General features: G+C 46.4%; 4 protein-coding genes. All 4 read right to left on the bottom strand.

Going from position 1 to position 16,919, the window contains the following annotated elements; translation table 11 throughout:
- Nucleotides 1-10 precede the first annotated feature (10 nt).
- From IEY40_RS18535 to IEY40_RS18520, 4 genes are read right to left on the bottom strand one after another with little or no spacing between them, the layout of a single operon-like run.
- Complete coding sequence (locus IEY40_RS18535; protein WP_188958857.1) at nt 11-5,794, bottom strand: hotdog fold thioesterase; 5,784 nt, start codon at nt 5,792-5,794, stop codon at nt 11-13.
- Nucleotides 5,791-7,893, bottom strand: a complete 2,103-nt coding sequence (locus IEY40_RS18530) for a PfaB family protein (protein WP_188958855.1) — start codon at nt 7,891-7,893, stop codon at nt 5,791-5,793. Before IEY40_RS18530 ends, IEY40_RS18535 begins: the two co-directional genes overlap by 4 nt.
- Nucleotides 7,890-15,695, bottom strand: a complete 7,806-nt coding sequence (locus IEY40_RS18525) for a type I polyketide synthase (protein ID WP_188958853.1) — start codon at nt 15,693-15,695, stop codon at nt 7,890-7,892. The genes IEY40_RS18530 and IEY40_RS18525 overlap by 4 nt, the downstream gene beginning before the upstream one ends.
- The gene (locus tag IEY40_RS18520; RefSeq protein WP_188958851.1) at nt 15,679-16,542 is read right to left on the bottom strand and encodes a helix-turn-helix domain-containing protein; all 864 of its coding nucleotides are present in this window, start codon (nt 16,540-16,542) and stop codon (nt 15,679-15,681) included. Before IEY40_RS18520 ends, IEY40_RS18525 begins: the two co-directional genes overlap by 17 nt.
- Nucleotides 16,543-16,919: the final 377 nt, after the last annotated feature.

Here is a 16,919-nt window from a genome sequence, read left to right as displayed (position 1 = left end):
CCTTGAAAAGCTAGGCTTCTTCAATACAAATAGCGATGTCTTTAACTTCGTAAATGCGTAAACCATCTTTACTTAAATTGGCATCGCCAACGATGATACGTTTACCGTTTTCGTCTTTCACTGCGCTGATGTGCACATCTAACGACATTTGTTTGTTAAGCGGATTAATTTGGCCGCGATATTTCCATTTTATATCAGACAAAATCTGGCCGAATTTAGGATTAGTAAAACCCGCACCTAAGTCGTTGGTGATCGCGTAAGTTTGCATTAACTCGATGATAGCTTCAACGCCTAATGAGCCAGGCATTACCGGATCTTGATGGAAATGGAATTGGAAGAACCAATCACTCGGGTCTATGGTGCGTGATGCTGCCAAATAGCCTTGATTGTATTTACCGCCGTTATTAACGATCTCTGCAGTGTCAATAAAATTGAGCTGACCACCCGCTAGGCGGTAATGTGGTTGGTGTGCAGGCGCATTAAACACCCGCGATTTTTTATCGAGCAAGTTGACTGTTGTGTCAGCTGCGACGTTATTATCGACATGCCAGGGGTGGGTAATTTTACCGTTATCGATACCGAGCTGGTTTTTAAGCGCGTCACCTTTAAAGTAACCAAACACGGCACCACCTGTGTAAAACGGTTCGCCATCAACACTTAAATCAAAAGTAAAGTTTTGAATAATATTGCTGCCTGCAATGACGGTAGACAATAGGCGTGAATCGTTAACGATGGTTTTACCGCGTAAATCCACATGGCGCAACAAGGTGCCGTGACCATCGAGGTTACGGAAAAACAACTCCAGCCCTGGGAAGCCTAACGTGGTGCCCATATAGCCTGAAATAAAACCATTAGGCTGTAATGATATTTCCATTAATACCGAATATGGCATTACCGCCTGATGGCTATTTTTGGCAAAATACCATGCATCTGTTGGCACTTCATATTCAGCAATACACGATGATGGTTTTTTCAATTCGCCACGCTTACCGTTAATGTCGATAACGCGGGTGGTTAATTGCAAATCACCGCAAGGTGTACGCGGCGGGATAAGCCCTTTATAGATGCTAAAGTCTGGCCCAAAGCATTTTTCAATATCGCCAGTAGCAAATTCAAACATATGATACGGCGTAAAAGGCACGGTATCAGGCACGCGGTTAGCGTATTTAGAATCAGCGCTGACTTGCGGCGCTGCAACGTGTTTAAGCGGGATAACGCCTTTATTGGTTGGCGCACTGGTGTCGGCTATTTTCGCCATTAGAGGAGCGATATCTTGCTGGTTGGCTGAGCTGTTTGTGCCAGTCGGTGTTTGATTTGTTGTATCTGCTGTTGACTTGGTGCTGGTATTAGCCATTGAGTCGCCAAGGTAGCGGGTGCATTGCGCTTCTTCTTTGATCATCACCCCGAGGTTTTGAAAATCGACTACTACTTTGCCATTAAGCAAAATATCAATATTGGCTTTAGCATATGGACGTGGTGAAATACCGATTTCGGTAACTTCCATACGGTAAGTTAACTCGCCGTGTTGCGGTAACACCTGGCCACGACAACGCACTTTTTGTGAGGCATTTTCGAGCGGCTGGAAACGGCCGTTTTCAACTAACGTATGCATACCAATATGCAACATAAAGAATTGCAGTAATTGGCCACAACCTTCAGCCATTAACGAACCCGCCATTACCTGATCGCCCTGGAAATGACACGGGAAATACCAATGGTCTGGGGCTAATTGTTTGTGGCCTTCAACTAGACCAAGACCCCATGTGCCGCCGCTCACTTGTAAATTGCTTACGCGCTCAATCATCAAGAACTTTTCAGACGCAAAACACAGCGACTTTTGCATGCCCGTTTGCAGTTGATGGCCAACGTGTTCGCCGCCAAAACAGCTGCCAATATCGCCGGTTAATAAATGGTGGATTTGGCCATAATCAAAAGCGGTTTGTGCGCAGTGTAGTAAGGGGGCAAATGTCGGTTTATTTGGGTTGTTAAGCACTTGTTGGCGCAGTTTAAGCTCATCTTCGGTTTGGATAACGCCCTTGCCATCGGACAATTCTTTATCGGTAAAGAAGCCTGCGCAACCGCCGTCCATTTTCAAAATCATCTTGTCGCCAACGAAACATTCGTACGAGAAGAAAAACAATAATGTGTCGCCATTGCGGGCAAAATTATTGATTTTAATGTCATAACGCAAAGTGTCGCCACCACGCGGTAAATCACCTAGGAAGGTCAAGGTGCAGTCGAGTAGGCGATAAACGCGCTCGCCTTTGTTTTCAAAATCGATGCCTAAATAGCTAATCAGCATTAAATCGCACTGGCCAGACTCAACCGCCACCGCCCAGGGAATTTGACCGTCAACCAGATACGGCGCATCAACAGGGATGTCATATTCTGTGGTCATTGAGCAAGGTTTGTATTGATTAATAGTGGCATCGAGTTTGGTCACTCGAGACACCAATAAGTAGTCGGTGGTCGGTAAGCGCACGCGGCGTGAATAGCTGTCGATGATAGCGTAGTCTGGGCCAAACACCTTGGCGATATCGCCTTCGGCATATTCCACTAAATCGGCGTAGTTCCAAATACACGGTTTATCCGCTGGAATGGGGGCTGTGTAAGCCGGAACCTGCGCATGATTCGGTTTACGTTCTGCAAGTACCGACTGAGCTTTAACGTAATGTTCAGCTGGCGTTTTGGTTGCTAACGTTGGCGCTATTGTTTGTGCGCTTGTCGTCGATGTTATCGAAGCCAGTTGTGATTTTAACAAACTGTCGGCGACTTTTAATCCCGCCTCGCGACTGGCTAAAAAGGCCAGGTGTGCTTGTTGTGCTAACCATTGGTTTTGCTGAAATGCTGTTAAGTGCGCGGGTGGAATAGCCTGGCTCATTCCTTGAGTCGAATGTGTACGGTTTGCTGTTTGCGTATCTGGAATATCTGCTGAATGACTTGCGGGCATAGTGGGCTCGTTTATATTCATTTTTGTTGGGGCTTGTTCCACTGAAACGGGTTTAATCGACGCGCATTGGCTAACAATATTATCGATTGCAGCAACTGGGCTGTCGACAATATGTTGATAGATATCGCGGCCGCCTAAACTAACTTGTTTAATCAAACTCAGTTTGGCGCTTTTAGTCAGTTGTTGTGTGAGTGGCTGTGTTAAGCGACTTGCTAGCGCCTGTTGTTGTAGTTGATTGAGCGTTAAGGCAATGTGTGAGTATTGATTTTCACTGGCGCTAATCACTTGTGCACTAATGTCAGCTTGTTGTATCTGCTGGCTTTGTATAAGCGCATTGAGCAAGCTTGCCATGCCTGAAGCGGCAAAGGTATGGCCCATCACATGCTGCGCGCTTGTAATGCTATTTGGCTTAGCCAGTTGAGTTAACTGGCTGGTTAATTGCTGTCCAAAATTAGACTGTTGGCAAAGTGGTGCTATGTTAAGTTCGTTAATATCGCAGGCTTGCTCGAGCTTAAGTTGATCTTGCTTGGCAAACTGTACGTCATTAATACTGGCAAAGCTGTCGGTTGGATGATTTTGCTGCAATACAATTGCGCCAGCACCTTCACCTATTTGAAAACTATTTGTTTTTAAGCCGGCAGACACAAGGTTTGCATTGTTGAGTAAACAGTTTTCTATGCTGCCAGATAAATCAACCGCTGCAATAATCACCGCATCTAACGGCTCTTGGAGTGAGCCCATGGCAAACAAGTTTTGCGCTACATCAATACAGCGATTAACCGATTGTTCAGCGGCCGAAATAGTAAAGGCCGGGCCGTTAAAGTCCCATAATGATGAAATGCGCGACGCCATAATATTACCAATAAAACTGGTGTATTGGTTTAATTTGGCTGCATCGAGCACGCTATCCATGGCGATAGCTTCAAGGGCCAGGTATTCATCGTTGGTAAGCTCAACACCCTGAGCAGCTAAGCTTTGCGCGAGCTGGCTGTGTAAGTTTACTCGACCACGGAATTGATGTAATTCTAATTCCGTTTCCATTGCCACTAACACGGCTACTTTGCTGCCGGGTTTGAGGTTCGCATTCACAATGGCTTCGTCAGCGACTTTGATCAGTAACAACTGCTGCGATATTAGTCTGTCATCTTCATTAGGTGGCACTTTGAAGCGTAAAAAGTCAAAGTCGAATTGATCAATGTAAGCGCCATGAGGTACCTGATCAATACCATATTTGGCTAATAGCTCTGGATGCTTGTTGATGCCTTTCCAGCGCTGAGTAGGTAATGTACTAAACAAGTTTTGTTTGGCGCGAATACGCTCAGCAAGCTGATTGATGCTACTGCACTGGCCAAAGTGAGCTGCCATACCGGTAATGTGCATCGGCTGCTCGCTGGCGTTAACCATTTTACTTGAGGTTGGCGATTTTACCGCTGTTTCAGAGTAGGATTCTAATAACAGGTGGGCATTACAACCACCAAAACCAAATACCGATACACCAGCATGACGAGTGCTATTACCGGCTTTATCTGGCCAAGGGAGGACTTCATTTGGCAGCGTTGCCTGACCAAATAAGCCATTAGGAGAGGCGATAGGCGCGCTGATATTAATACTCGGTGGTAGCACGCCTTCACGCATGGCAAAAATCATTTTCATGATGCCAGGCATGCCTGCTGCGGTCAGTAAATGACCTAGGTTAGATTTGGCAGAACCAATCAATGGCGTAGCAGTGCCATTGAGTTTATCTTCAAAAAAGCGCTCCATTGAAGTTAACTCAACTTTGTCGCCTAATGGCGTCCCAGTGGCATGGCACTCAATGACTTCAATGCTGGCAGGGGTAATGCTTGAGTCAAATGAGGCAGCTTCACGATATGCTCGCTCGAATGCTTGCACCTGGCCTTTACTGTTTGGGCTAAGGACAAACTGGCCTTTACCGTCGTTTGATAAACCAATACCGCTAACGAGGGCATAAATCTGGTCGCCATCACGCTTTGCATCTTCAAGGCGTTTAAGTACTAATACGCCAGCACCTTCACCGGCAAATAAGCCTTTGCTGTTACTGTCAAACGGCGCTGAAATACCGTGGTCTGGATAGGCATGAAAAATCGAAAAACCCATGTTGATAAAAAAGGGGTCTGCGCCAGACACTGCGCCAGCAAGCATCATGTCGGCTTTGCCTGTATGCAAATAATCACAGGCCAGCTTTAATGCGTAAACTGAACTTGCGCAGGCGGCATCAAGGCTTAATTGCGCACCGCCAAGGCCTAAGGCATCTGCCACAAGCTTTGAGGCATTGTGAGCCACTGCGCCATTACGCCAATTGTATTGCTCGTTTTGTGCGGCTAAACCAAAATCTCGCAACACAAAATTAGGCTGCTGTAATTTGGTTTGTAAGGCTTTTTCGACCACGCTGTGGTAAAGCGGTACAAACAACTGGTTTGACTTAGCGGTTGGGAACGACAACGTACCCATCACAATGCCGGTGCGCTGCAAACTTGGATGATTAAGATCGTTAATTCCCGCATCGGCTAGGGCATTACGTGCCGTATCTGTGGCCCATAAAAAGCTGTCGTCTAAGCCGTTAAACGCATTGTTATCGATATGATAACCATCAGGATTAAAGCTGAAATCCTGAATGTATCCGCCTTTATCACAATAAAATCGATCTGACTGACCCTGCACGCCAATATAGTCGTTTGGTGTCGCATTGAGTTTCTGCGCATTAATTTGACTACGGGAATCTTTTTTATCAAGTAAATTTTGCCAAAACTTTGCCGGGGTATTGGCATCGGGATATTGATTGGCTAAGCCTACGATGGCTATTTTGGGAGCAGCTTGAGAACTCAATGAGGTTCTCCTTCTAATAAAGTGTCAGCATGTCCAACAGCTAGGCTGTTGGCGGCAATGAATAAGGTTTGTTGTTCGATGGCTTCGTTTAAGCTTTGCATAAACGGGGTTAATGACATAGGTACTCTGTGGGTCATTAACTGGGCTAAACATTTTAATAAACTGCTAATGTCGTCTGCGCCTTTGGCATTGACGGCCAACGCTTGCGCCTGCACATCGGTTGTTTGTTGGCCAATAATTTTATCGATCAAGGTGGCTGTTTGTCTGTCGGCGCCGACTTCGACGAATAAACGACAGCCCTGGCTAATCGAGTCGCTGATAAGCTGGCTAAAGTCCAGTGGATGACAAAAGGTGTCGGCAATCGACTGGGCAATAGCGTGCGATGTTAATTCAACGGGCTGTGTTTGGGCTGCCGATAAAAATTGAGTCGAAGTGGGCTGTGTTACTGCTAATGGCTGCATATAAAACTGCTTTACATTGTCAATAATATTGAGCGCAGCAGGGGTGTGCATTGCCGTGACTCTATTGGCGGCAATACCACGTTTACCGGCTTGTTTTAGTAATGCTTTACAGCTCTGTTCGCAACCGGCTAACACTAAGCTGTCACCTTGAACAATGGCAATATAAGCGCGAGGGTAATCGGCTAAATGCGGGTTGATATCGGCAACCGTGGCGCGGGTAACAAAACTATTCCATACAATGGGTTCATCGTTTGCTAATTGCCAAGCTTGCCTCACACAGCGAAGCTCGCCTGATATATCTTGATTAAAAATACTGCTATTTTGGGTTGCTTCAATCAGTTTTTGTGGTGTTTGCCATACGCCTAAACTGGCCCACATGGCGGCTTCGCCCATGGAGTAACCTAAAGCGAAGCGTGGTGTTATTTCGAATTCATCCTGCAATATTTTACTGAGCATGTAACTAGCCCCCACGCCTGCAATGGCAAGTTCACTGAGACTCATGTGGTTGTTGTTTTTCTCTTTCGTTGCATAAACCGCTTGAGTTTGCAGCATTGCCGGCAAGTCGCCTTGCGCTTCTAAATTGGTAAATGCTTGAGGAAAAGCATGACCGAGTTGGCTAAACATCTGCGGGTAAACCGTGCCAACACCAGGGTAGACAAAACTAAGCCCGTTGGCGCCTAATGGCGAAGCGGTAAAGCAACTGCCTGCTGGCGTTTTGTAGTTTAATGTTTTGTTATTAAGCGTTGTGTCGTGTTGAGTTGGCTGTGCCTCAAGTGCCTCAAGTGCCGCGAGCATGGCGCAGGCTTCTTGTTGTAAACCGCTTTGATTCGTCGCCATTAACACCAAGGCATAGGGGGCTTGCGATTGGTATTGTTGCCATTGATGGCGGAGAAACTTCAGCAGGCTTAGTTCATCGCATGGCTCGCTTAGTACGTCGCAAATGGTTGTTAATTGCTTGTGCAGCTGAGCGATGTTTTGTGCTGATAATGGCAGCATTAATCGGTTTGCTGCTAATAAAGGTTTAGCACTACGCAATTGACTGCCCTGTGTAAGTACTAAAGCGAGCACACCGATGTTGCTTGGGTAACACAAGCTGGCAACGCGGCTTTGATGTGCTGGCGTAAACCAAAAATCTTGACTGTTCGGTACGCGTCGATAGGCAATGTCTTCGATAAGCGCGACCAATGCATTGAGTGCATTATTGGCCTGGGTTAACTCTACAGCTTGAGGTTGGGTATGTTGTCTTTTGGCATGAGCGAGTGCTTGAACTATTGCTTGCTCGGTGTTATCACCACAACCTATGCCGTTTAAATATGCATGAGCGTGTAAGCCATTTTTAGCCGCAGTGATTGCCGGCATAATCCACAGCTTATCGCCCATATTCACCATGTCGTAGCTGTGATTGCCAAGCAAACTTGCCGCTTCTAACAGCAGGTTCTCTAGCAAATAGCTCGCGACAGACTGAGATGCTATTGCCAGACGAGTTATGGACAGGTGGCTTGTACTAGTGGGTTCTGGCGCAGTCAACAACAAGGCCAGGCGCATTGGCTTGGCTTGTTGTTGTTTTAGAGCCGCGATTAACTCTACAGTTAACGCTGCTTGCTGGTCTGTGGACATCGCGTTTACTGAAAAGGTCACACGGTATCCTTGCTGTGCTGGTTCGCAGACGGATTCTCATGCTGATTGATAAAGGCCTGATTAAGCGTTTTGCTAATGGTGATTTTAGCCTCACGCATCTGACAGCTTAAGCGTCCATCTTGATGGTACAAACTCACATTAGCCATTAACATTCTACCGCTGTGCTTTAACACCTCAAGTTGAATGTAACCCTGATCGCCACCGACAAAGGGGGCTACCGTGATAAATTGGCCCATTGATGACGGCAAACTGGCGGCATCGTATTTGAGCCTTGCCCAAACCAACATGGCCTGTAACAGCAAATCTTCGGCAAACAGTTGGCTGCCACCCGCGACTGATGATGGCGCAAAGCCTGGGCAGTCGGCAAGATCAATGAGCGGTAACTTAACCTGGCACACCAGCTGTTCATCATCAAAACTCAACACTTTCTTAATACCCTGCAAACGCGGCCCATGGAACAAGGTGCCATTTTGATACAAGGTGTTGCCAGCCTGTATGGTTGGCATCTGCGCTAACTGTTGCAGCATGGTTGCCGATAATGGCGACTGAGCAACTGCGGTGGGCGTTAGCGCATCATTGACGACTAATGTTGCCTGGTATTGTGGTTTCATTGTTGTGTCAGGCTCGTTTAACACACAGCTTGAAATCAACGCACTTAAGCCTGTGTCAGTTTGAGTAAGTTGCAGCTGCAGTAAATGTGCCTGGTCGGTGTCAAAAATCACCCCTTTGAGTAATTTGTAGTCAGCAATAGACACTGGCATATGGCACAAGGTTTGTGCGGTTTCGCGCATCCACTGAATGGCACACACTGTCGGCAACACTGGGTTGCCGGCAATACGGTGATCGTTTACAAATTCAAGCTCATTACGCTGAAGCACACGAGTTACCGTAATGGTTTTGCTGTCTGTAGCCAAATATGACGCAGAAAACGTCAGCGAACCCTCTGCGTGCGGCAAAGTGTTCGCATTAGGCTTTTTTGCAGTAGCATCCTGTGAAGCAGAACCTTGCATATCTGAACCAATTAACATCTGCACGCCTTGCGAGCTTAATAAGCTATGAGCAAATAAGTTGGCGCCAGCTTCAAGTGGGATCACATATACGCCACGTTCAACAAACATTTTTTTCAGCGCAGAACTCACCATTCCGCCGTCCCAGGGGCCCCAGTTAAAGCTCATGACTTTGGCTTGCGGCAATTGCGCAGCTAATTTCAATGCCGTTTTATTGAGAATTTCATTCGACATGGCATAGTCACTTTGACCTGTATTGCCATAAAAGCCGGCAGCCGATGAGAACATAGCAATCAATTTGATTTGTTGTGGTTCAAGCGCGTTAATAATGCTCGCCCCCCCAGTGACCTTGGTATTGTACACGCGGTTTAGCTCATCTAAGGTTTTGTCTTGAATGTGCTTATCTGCTAATACGCCAGCACCATGAATAACACCGTGTATTACAAGCGCTGAACCTTTTGCATTGGTTAATGCCGCTAATGTTGCCTTGACTGAGTCAGTGTTGCTGACATCCATAGCAACATATTGGGCGCTGGCACCTACCTTGGCAAAGGCGGCGAGGGCACGGTCAATCTCTAAGCTACTTTGTACTGGCCACACTAATGCATCAATTTGCTTTGGTGTTGGCTTGTCACCTTGAGATTGAATGTAACTAATGGCTGCTGCTTTCAGCTCTGAGGCTTGTTTACCTTGCGCCCAAGCTGGCATGTTATTGCCAAGGTGCTGACTGCGACCGGCTAATACAAAGTGTGATTTACTCTGTTTTGCCAGTGTAAGCGCACATTCAAAGGTGACACCTTTAGCGCCGCCGGTGACGAGCACATTGTCTTGTGATGTAAGCTGGGCGGCAGGATAGCTTGCGCTATTGTTAGGTCTACTCGCAGCAGTTAACGTTGCGCGGCCTTGCTGGCTGATCCCCACTTCGGTAATGCGTTTAGCACTGGGTGCTTCACCATTAACATCAAACAGTTCAGCGATAATGGCATTGGCAAACGTTTTGGCATCAATGTTATTGGCGATATCAAGCGCGCGGCAGAACACATTTGGCCATTCATGGCTTAAGGTTTTGGTGAGGCCAGACAGTGCCGATTGGTTTAATTCAGCTTTACTTAGTGCTGCACTATCAAGGTAGCCAAAGCCACCATCGATACGACTTACGGTAAAGTAACTCATGCGGGATTGTAGTGGCTTAGTAAATTCAGCATGCAGATGTTTCGCCCATAAAAAGGCGTTATCAACAGCGGCTTTTGCTGCCACATTACAACTGACTAAGTCTTTGCTGTCTGCGTTAAACTGTGGTTGTAAGTGCACAAAACCCGCAATAGGGTGTTTAGCGCTAATCTCACTTATTACCTTGGCAATGGCGACATCATCAATATTGGTTAAGGCATAGCTGCTGATGTCGCTGCTTAAAGGCGAGTGAGCTGTGCTGATGGTTTCTGGGTTACGAATAACGGCGACGGTTAATCCTTTAGCATGAAGTTTTTCAGCAAGTACACCTGCATTATGACCGTCATCTGTGATGACAATGCAGCTGTTTGTTGAATAACATGCATCTAGTTTATCCGCCGCTGGCAACTTTTTTAGCGCTACCCCGCTGTGTGGCGGTAAGTCAGATGTATCGATAACTTCAGTACTCGATGTTGCCGTAACGGTAGCAGAGGCTGGTGCACCTAGCTTACCTTGAATATAACTGACAATCTCACCTAGGGTGCGACACTCTGCTAAATCTTCAGGGTTGAGTTCTGGTAAACCCGGTAGCTCATCTTGTACTGTGCCTAAAATCTCCACACGCTTGATTGAGTCGATGCCAAGATCTGCTTCCATGTCCATGGTGAGCTCTAACATTTCAGCAGGATAACCGGTTTTATCGGCAACGACAGTCATCATGGTGGTCAGTACGACTTCTGCGCTTAAGCCGGACAATACCACTGCTGATGCTTGAGCCGTTGCTGGTGCAAGCTTTGATTGCATGTAGTCAACAATCTCACCTAAAGTACGACATTCAGCTAAATCTTCTGGGTTGAGTTCTGGTAAACCCGGTAACTCATCTTGCACTGTGCCTAAAATCTCCACTCGCTTGATTGAGTCGATACCCAAGTCAGCTTCCATGTCCATGGTCAGTTCGAGCATTTCAGCAGGGTAACCGGTTTTATCAGCGACTACTGCCATCATGGTATTCAGTACGGTCTCAGCGCCTAAGCCTGATGCTTGAGCTGGAGACGTTTGGACTGTTATCGCTTGAGTAGATGCGGCTACTGTGGCTGGCATTGTCGATTCCTGTACTGGTGCAAGCTTTGATTGCATGTAGTCAACAATCTCACCCAAGGTGCGACACTCAGCTAAATCTTCAGGGTTGAGTTCTGGCAAGCCCGGTAACTCATCTTGCACTGTGCCTAAAATCTCGACGCGCTTGATTGAGTCGATACCTAAGTCGGCTTCCATGTCCATGGTCAGTTCGAGCATTTCAGCAGGGTAACCTGTTTTGTCAGCGACTACTGCCATCATGGTATTCAATACGGTCTCAGCGCTTAAACCTGATGCTTGAGCAGGGGACGCTTGAGCTGGCACAGCTGATAACTTAGATTGCATATAGTCAACAATCTCACCCAAAGTGCGACACTCTGCTAAATCTTCAGGGTTGAGTTCTGGCAAGCCCGGTAGCTCATCTTGCACTGTGCCTAAAATCTCAACACGTTTAATTGAGTCGATACCTAAGTCGGCTTCCATATCCATGCCAAGTTCAAGCATTTCCGTTGGGTAACCGGTTTTGTCGGCCACCACTGCCATCATAGTGGTTAATACGGTATCGGCACTTAAACCTGATGTTGGCGAAGTTGTTACTTGTGCTACAGGTGCGCTAGCGGTTTGAGTCGATACAGGCGCTGGCGCGGCAGACAGCTTAGATTGCATATAATTAACAATCTCACCTAGGGTGCGACATTCGGCTAAATCTTCTGGGCTGAGCTCTGGTAAGCCTGGTAACTCATCTTGCACCGTACCTAAAATCTCCACTCGCTTGATTGAGTCGATACCTAGATCGGCTTCCATGTCCATGCCAAGTTCAAGCATTTCAGTTGGGTAGCCGGTTTTATCGGCAACTACTGCCATCATGGTCTGTTGGACCGTGTCAGCAGATAATCCTGCTGATGCACTTGTAACAGGTGTTGTTGCTAGTATAGATGCAGTTGGTTGAGTCACTTGATCGATAGGCTCAGGTACTGCTACGGATGTCGGTGCTGGTGTTGCAGTCACTGATGCAACAGGTACTGACACAGCAGCTTGAGTCATCACTGGTATTTGGGTTGAAGCAACAGGTGTTGCAGCCACTTGTGGCGCTGCGGCGGTATTGGCAAATGTGTTTACAGGGACCGAAAGTGCTTGTCCTTGTAACATGGCCAATGCTGCTTGACTGGTTTGTGCTTGCAGCGTTAAAAATTGTGTGTGGCTTTGCAATGTTTGCGCTTGATGCTGGTGGAATAGTTCCATCGAGCGTTGCAAGCTTTCTGGGATAGCAACCCCAGATGATGCCATTTGAGCTTGTGCTGTCATCAAGCTATTGAACGTATCGCCATATTGCTGTGGAATCGCTAAAAACTGCTGATGTAAAGTGGCGGTTTGTTGCTGAGCGGCAAAAAACGCACTTAAGCTGTCGTTGCTTATTGGAGCATTAGCCTGCGCTGGCTGCGCAGTGGCGTGTGAGATAGTCGCTTGTGTAAGAGGCTCGTGAGTTGATGCAGTAGGTGCACTGGCCACTTCAACGTATTCGGTTTTGATCACTTGTTTTTCCACTATTTTTTCCACAATTTTCTCGACAGGTACTTCCACTGTCTTACTGGTGACTTCGCCATTTTGTAATGACTTGTTCATTTTGGCTTGTGTGCTTGGGCTAATGTAGTTACTTGCGGTGAGCTTAACGTTCATTGGAGACTCTTTTGCAAGTTCAGCCAACGGCGCTTGATAAGGGTCAACCTCAGTTAATGTCACACCTAATACCGCTAATTGCGAAGCCGCTAAGCGCAGCTGAGTATCGCTGCTTCCTTTTGGGTTAGGGTTTAGGCTAACAACACTGACGGCTTCAGGCTTGTTGCCTAAAGTCGCTTCAACCAGTTTCTGTAAAATATTTTTAGGTCCAAATTCAACAAATACACGTGCGCCAGCATCGTACATGGCAACGAGTTGCTCACTGAAACGTACCGATTGCAGCATATGTTCGCTAAAGGCGGCTTGAATTGCTTTGCCGTCGCTTGGTTGAAGTTGACCTGTACTGTTGGCATATAACGCCACTTTAGGTTTCGCAAACTTAACCTTGCTAATTGCTTTCGCAAAAGGCTTTTGCGCGTGGCCAACTAATGGTGTGTGGAAAGCACCAGACACGGGTAATGCAATGGCTTTAAATCCTAACTCTGCAGTAATTGCTTTAGCTGCATTAGCACAAGTATCTGTCGGCCCAGCAATGACTAATTGCGTTGGCGCGTTGTAGTTAGCGACTTTTACACCGTCAAATGCACTGATGCATTGTTCTAATTGGTTGACACCATTTTCGGCTGATTGAGCAGGGACAATAATTGCGTACATTACGCCTGGATCTTGATCTGCGGGGGTTGCCGACATGGATTGGCCACGAGCAAAAGCCAATTGATAATAATCATCTTGGTTAATCACACCTGCAGCACATAATGCTGACAGTTCACCAAAACTGTGTCCTGCAACCATGTCAGGACTAAAACCCGCTTGAGTGAATAACGCAAATTGGCCCATGCTGACTGCACCTATGGCACTTTGTGCATAGGCGGTGTTGGTTAATGCAGCTTGTTGTGCAGCAATTCCATCTGCCGAAAATACCGGTATAGGGTACATAATTTGCGACAATGGCGTTTGCTTATGCTTAGCAAATACTTTGTCGGCTAGCATGACTTGTTGGCGCATTTCAGGATAAAAACACGCAAGCTCTGTCGCCATGTTGACGTATTGAGCCCCTTGACCAGCAAACAGTGCAGCCACCTTAGGTGCTGCATTGTTATTAACTAAACTGGCACTGCGATAGCTTGCGCCAGTGGGTAATTGCCAGTTATCGGCATCATTGTTGGTTAACTGTGCTAGGGCTTGAGCGAGCTGCACTGTTAAGTCAGCAATTGAAGCCGCAACCAAGCCTAAACGTGCTGCCGTTGGCGCAATTTCTGTAATGGCAAAGCGTTGGCCAAGTTCAGTTAATGCCAGTTCCTGACTATTAGCTTCGCTTGCATCGATGACAGCAATTTCAGCTTGTAGCTCAGTCAGTTTACTGTGCAGTGCAGCTTTGTTGTCAGCACTGATTAACAAACTTTGCGGCACCGCGCGTTGACGATATTTGTCATTACGAGCGTGATCTTGACGGTACTCTTCCAACACAATGTGGAAGTTAGTGCCACCAAAACCAAACGAGCTGATACCCGCACGTCGTGGAGTGTCGTCAGGACGTGGCAACCATGGACGCGTTTCTGTGTTGAGGTAAAACGGTGAGTCAGTAATACCCAATTTAGGATGTGGCTCACTCACATTAATCGTCGGAGGCAATACTTTATGGTGCAGTGCTAATGCGGCTTTAATTAATCCAGCTGTACCTGCGGTTGATTTGGTGTGGCCCACCTGAGACTTTACCGACCCAAGCGCGATGTGTTGTTGAGTGTCATTATCTTCAGCAAAGACTGATTTTAAGCCGTTAAATTCGGCAACATCACCAGCAGCGGTACCTGTACCGTGCGCTTCAATGAGTCCTACTGTGTGCGGAGCAAAGCCTGCGTCATCGTATGCACGCTTTAATGCTTTTGCCTGGCCTTCAGGGCGGGGCGCATAAATACTCTTAAATTTACCGTCAGATGAAGCGCCTATGCCTTTAATTACCGCATATATTTTATCGCCATCACGCTCAGCATCTTCAAGGCGTTTAATCGCCACCATGCCAATACCTTCACCAATCATCATACCTTTTGAATCGATATCAAACGGTTGAATGGTGTCATTGGTGGTAAATGCTGGGGTTTTTGAAAAGCTCATGTACATCGACGGTGAGTTGTCGGTACACACGCCGCCTGTGATCATCATGTCACTGCGACCTTCAACCAATTCGGTAATTGCCATGCGCATTGCCGCTAACGAGCCTGCACAAGCCGCATCGACTACACAGTTCATGCCGCCTAAGTCAAATCGGTTAGCAATACGGCCAGCAATCACGTTGCCAAGAGAACCTGGGAATGAGTTTTCTTCCCAGTGGATGTATTGGTCTTGAAACTTTTTAATCAGCATTTCGCTGTCGGCATCACTAATACCACTGTTTTTGAATACTTTTTTGAGTACAGGATATTGTAAACGACCACTTAAGCTGTGGTTGATTTTTTGTCCGCCGCCCACGCCCAACGTAATCCCAATGCGGTCCGTATCGTATTGCGCATCAACACCGGCATCGGCTAACACTTCCTTTGCTACTACTAGCGACAATAGTTGCGAAGTGTCTGTCAATTCTAAGATGTTAGGTGGCAGGCCAAATTCCATTGGATTGAAATCGACTTCAGGTAAAAAACCACCCCGTTTACAGTAGCTTTTATCTGGTGCAGATTTATCGGCATCGTAGTAATCGTCTGCGTTCCAATGGCTGTCTGGAATATCAACAATGGCGTCGATTTTTTCGCTGATTAAATCCCAAAATTTATTTAGGTAACGCGAATTGGCAAATATACTCGCCATGCCGACAATGGCGACAGGCATGTCTTTTAAGCGTTTGTTTAAACGCTTGTCGATATTACTGGATTGGCTCATTTGAGTCTCCGTTTGATAACTGAGGTTCAGTTACCGGGTGTTGGGGTGCAGCTGCATTAGCGGCTGATTGACTTGCTCCAGGAAAACGAGCAAGAAAAGTGTGATAGTTTCGTACTAATAATTTTCTAAGATAAAACGGTCCGTGCTTTAGCACATAAGCCATATAGCGATTACTCGCCAGGGTATGGCTGTCTTGATAGATGTCTAAGTAAACCCAGTCAGACTTAAAATCGACCCCTAATAGAACACAATAGCCTTGTTGTTCTGTGAGTTGCGGGGGAATGCTCAAGGACACGACCTGAACTACATTGTCATGATCTGGACTCGGTAGCGCTAAGGTATCAGCTAATGTTTGAGGGTTTACGGTATAGGTTTTAATATTGGCTCCCTGGGTAATAGGGAGTTGGCTGAAGAATTTTTCTGGCACAGAAGGGCTATCAAAGTCATCGAGTTTTGACACGCCATAACGCTTTAGACAGCGCGCTAAGCCTGAGCGAGATACATTAGGATTAATAAACTTTTGCGTGACGGTTAACAATCGGTCTAATGGCATTTTTAATTGGTAACGCAGACCTAACATCACGTACTCCTCCATCGGCGATAGCGTGGTATTGAGTTTATGTGGGGTATTAGGGGTGTTATCGATTGACTCACGCTTGCGCCATTTGCGGACAGTGGCTTCGCTGATATTAAGAATTTTAGCTAATTGACTGACGCTATAATCGGATTGTTGGATAAATTGACGCATCTCTGGCGTTGTTGTCGCATTTCGGTGGTTAACCGTTTTTGGACGTGGCCGAGCCTCATGCAAACTGGGCTCTGGATGTGAATTTATCTTTTTTGTCATCTAGACAGGGGTTCCAAATAATCTATTGGGACGTTCGCTCACTAGACTCACTCAAGTTAGCTCAAATATCCATTTATGCGTATTAAGAACAAGCAGATTACCTGAGGTTTCACTTCGATACAATCACCCGAGACTAAAAACCGCGATACCAGCTTTAATCGTTAATGTTGAAGTGCTATGAGGGCCCCAAATTGAGTCTATAAAAGTAGGCTAATAATGTTGTGATGATAAGTGTCATCTTTTAATAAAACAGTCATCAGCAACCTTGCTGACGGATAATTATTGGTGGTGTTTTTATCGCTTAAAGTCGTTTAACCGTCATGTAATATTTGCCGTTGAGGTTAAATAGATTGTCTTTTCATCAGATTGCTATAGTT

Source organism: Shewanella ulleungensis, from assembly GCF_014648315.1.
Taxonomy (GTDB): Bacteria; Pseudomonadota; Gammaproteobacteria; order Enterobacterales; family Shewanellaceae; genus Shewanella; species Shewanella ulleungensis.
Note: the sequence above shows the minus strand (reverse complement) of the source record. Positions and strands in the feature narration are given on the sequence as shown.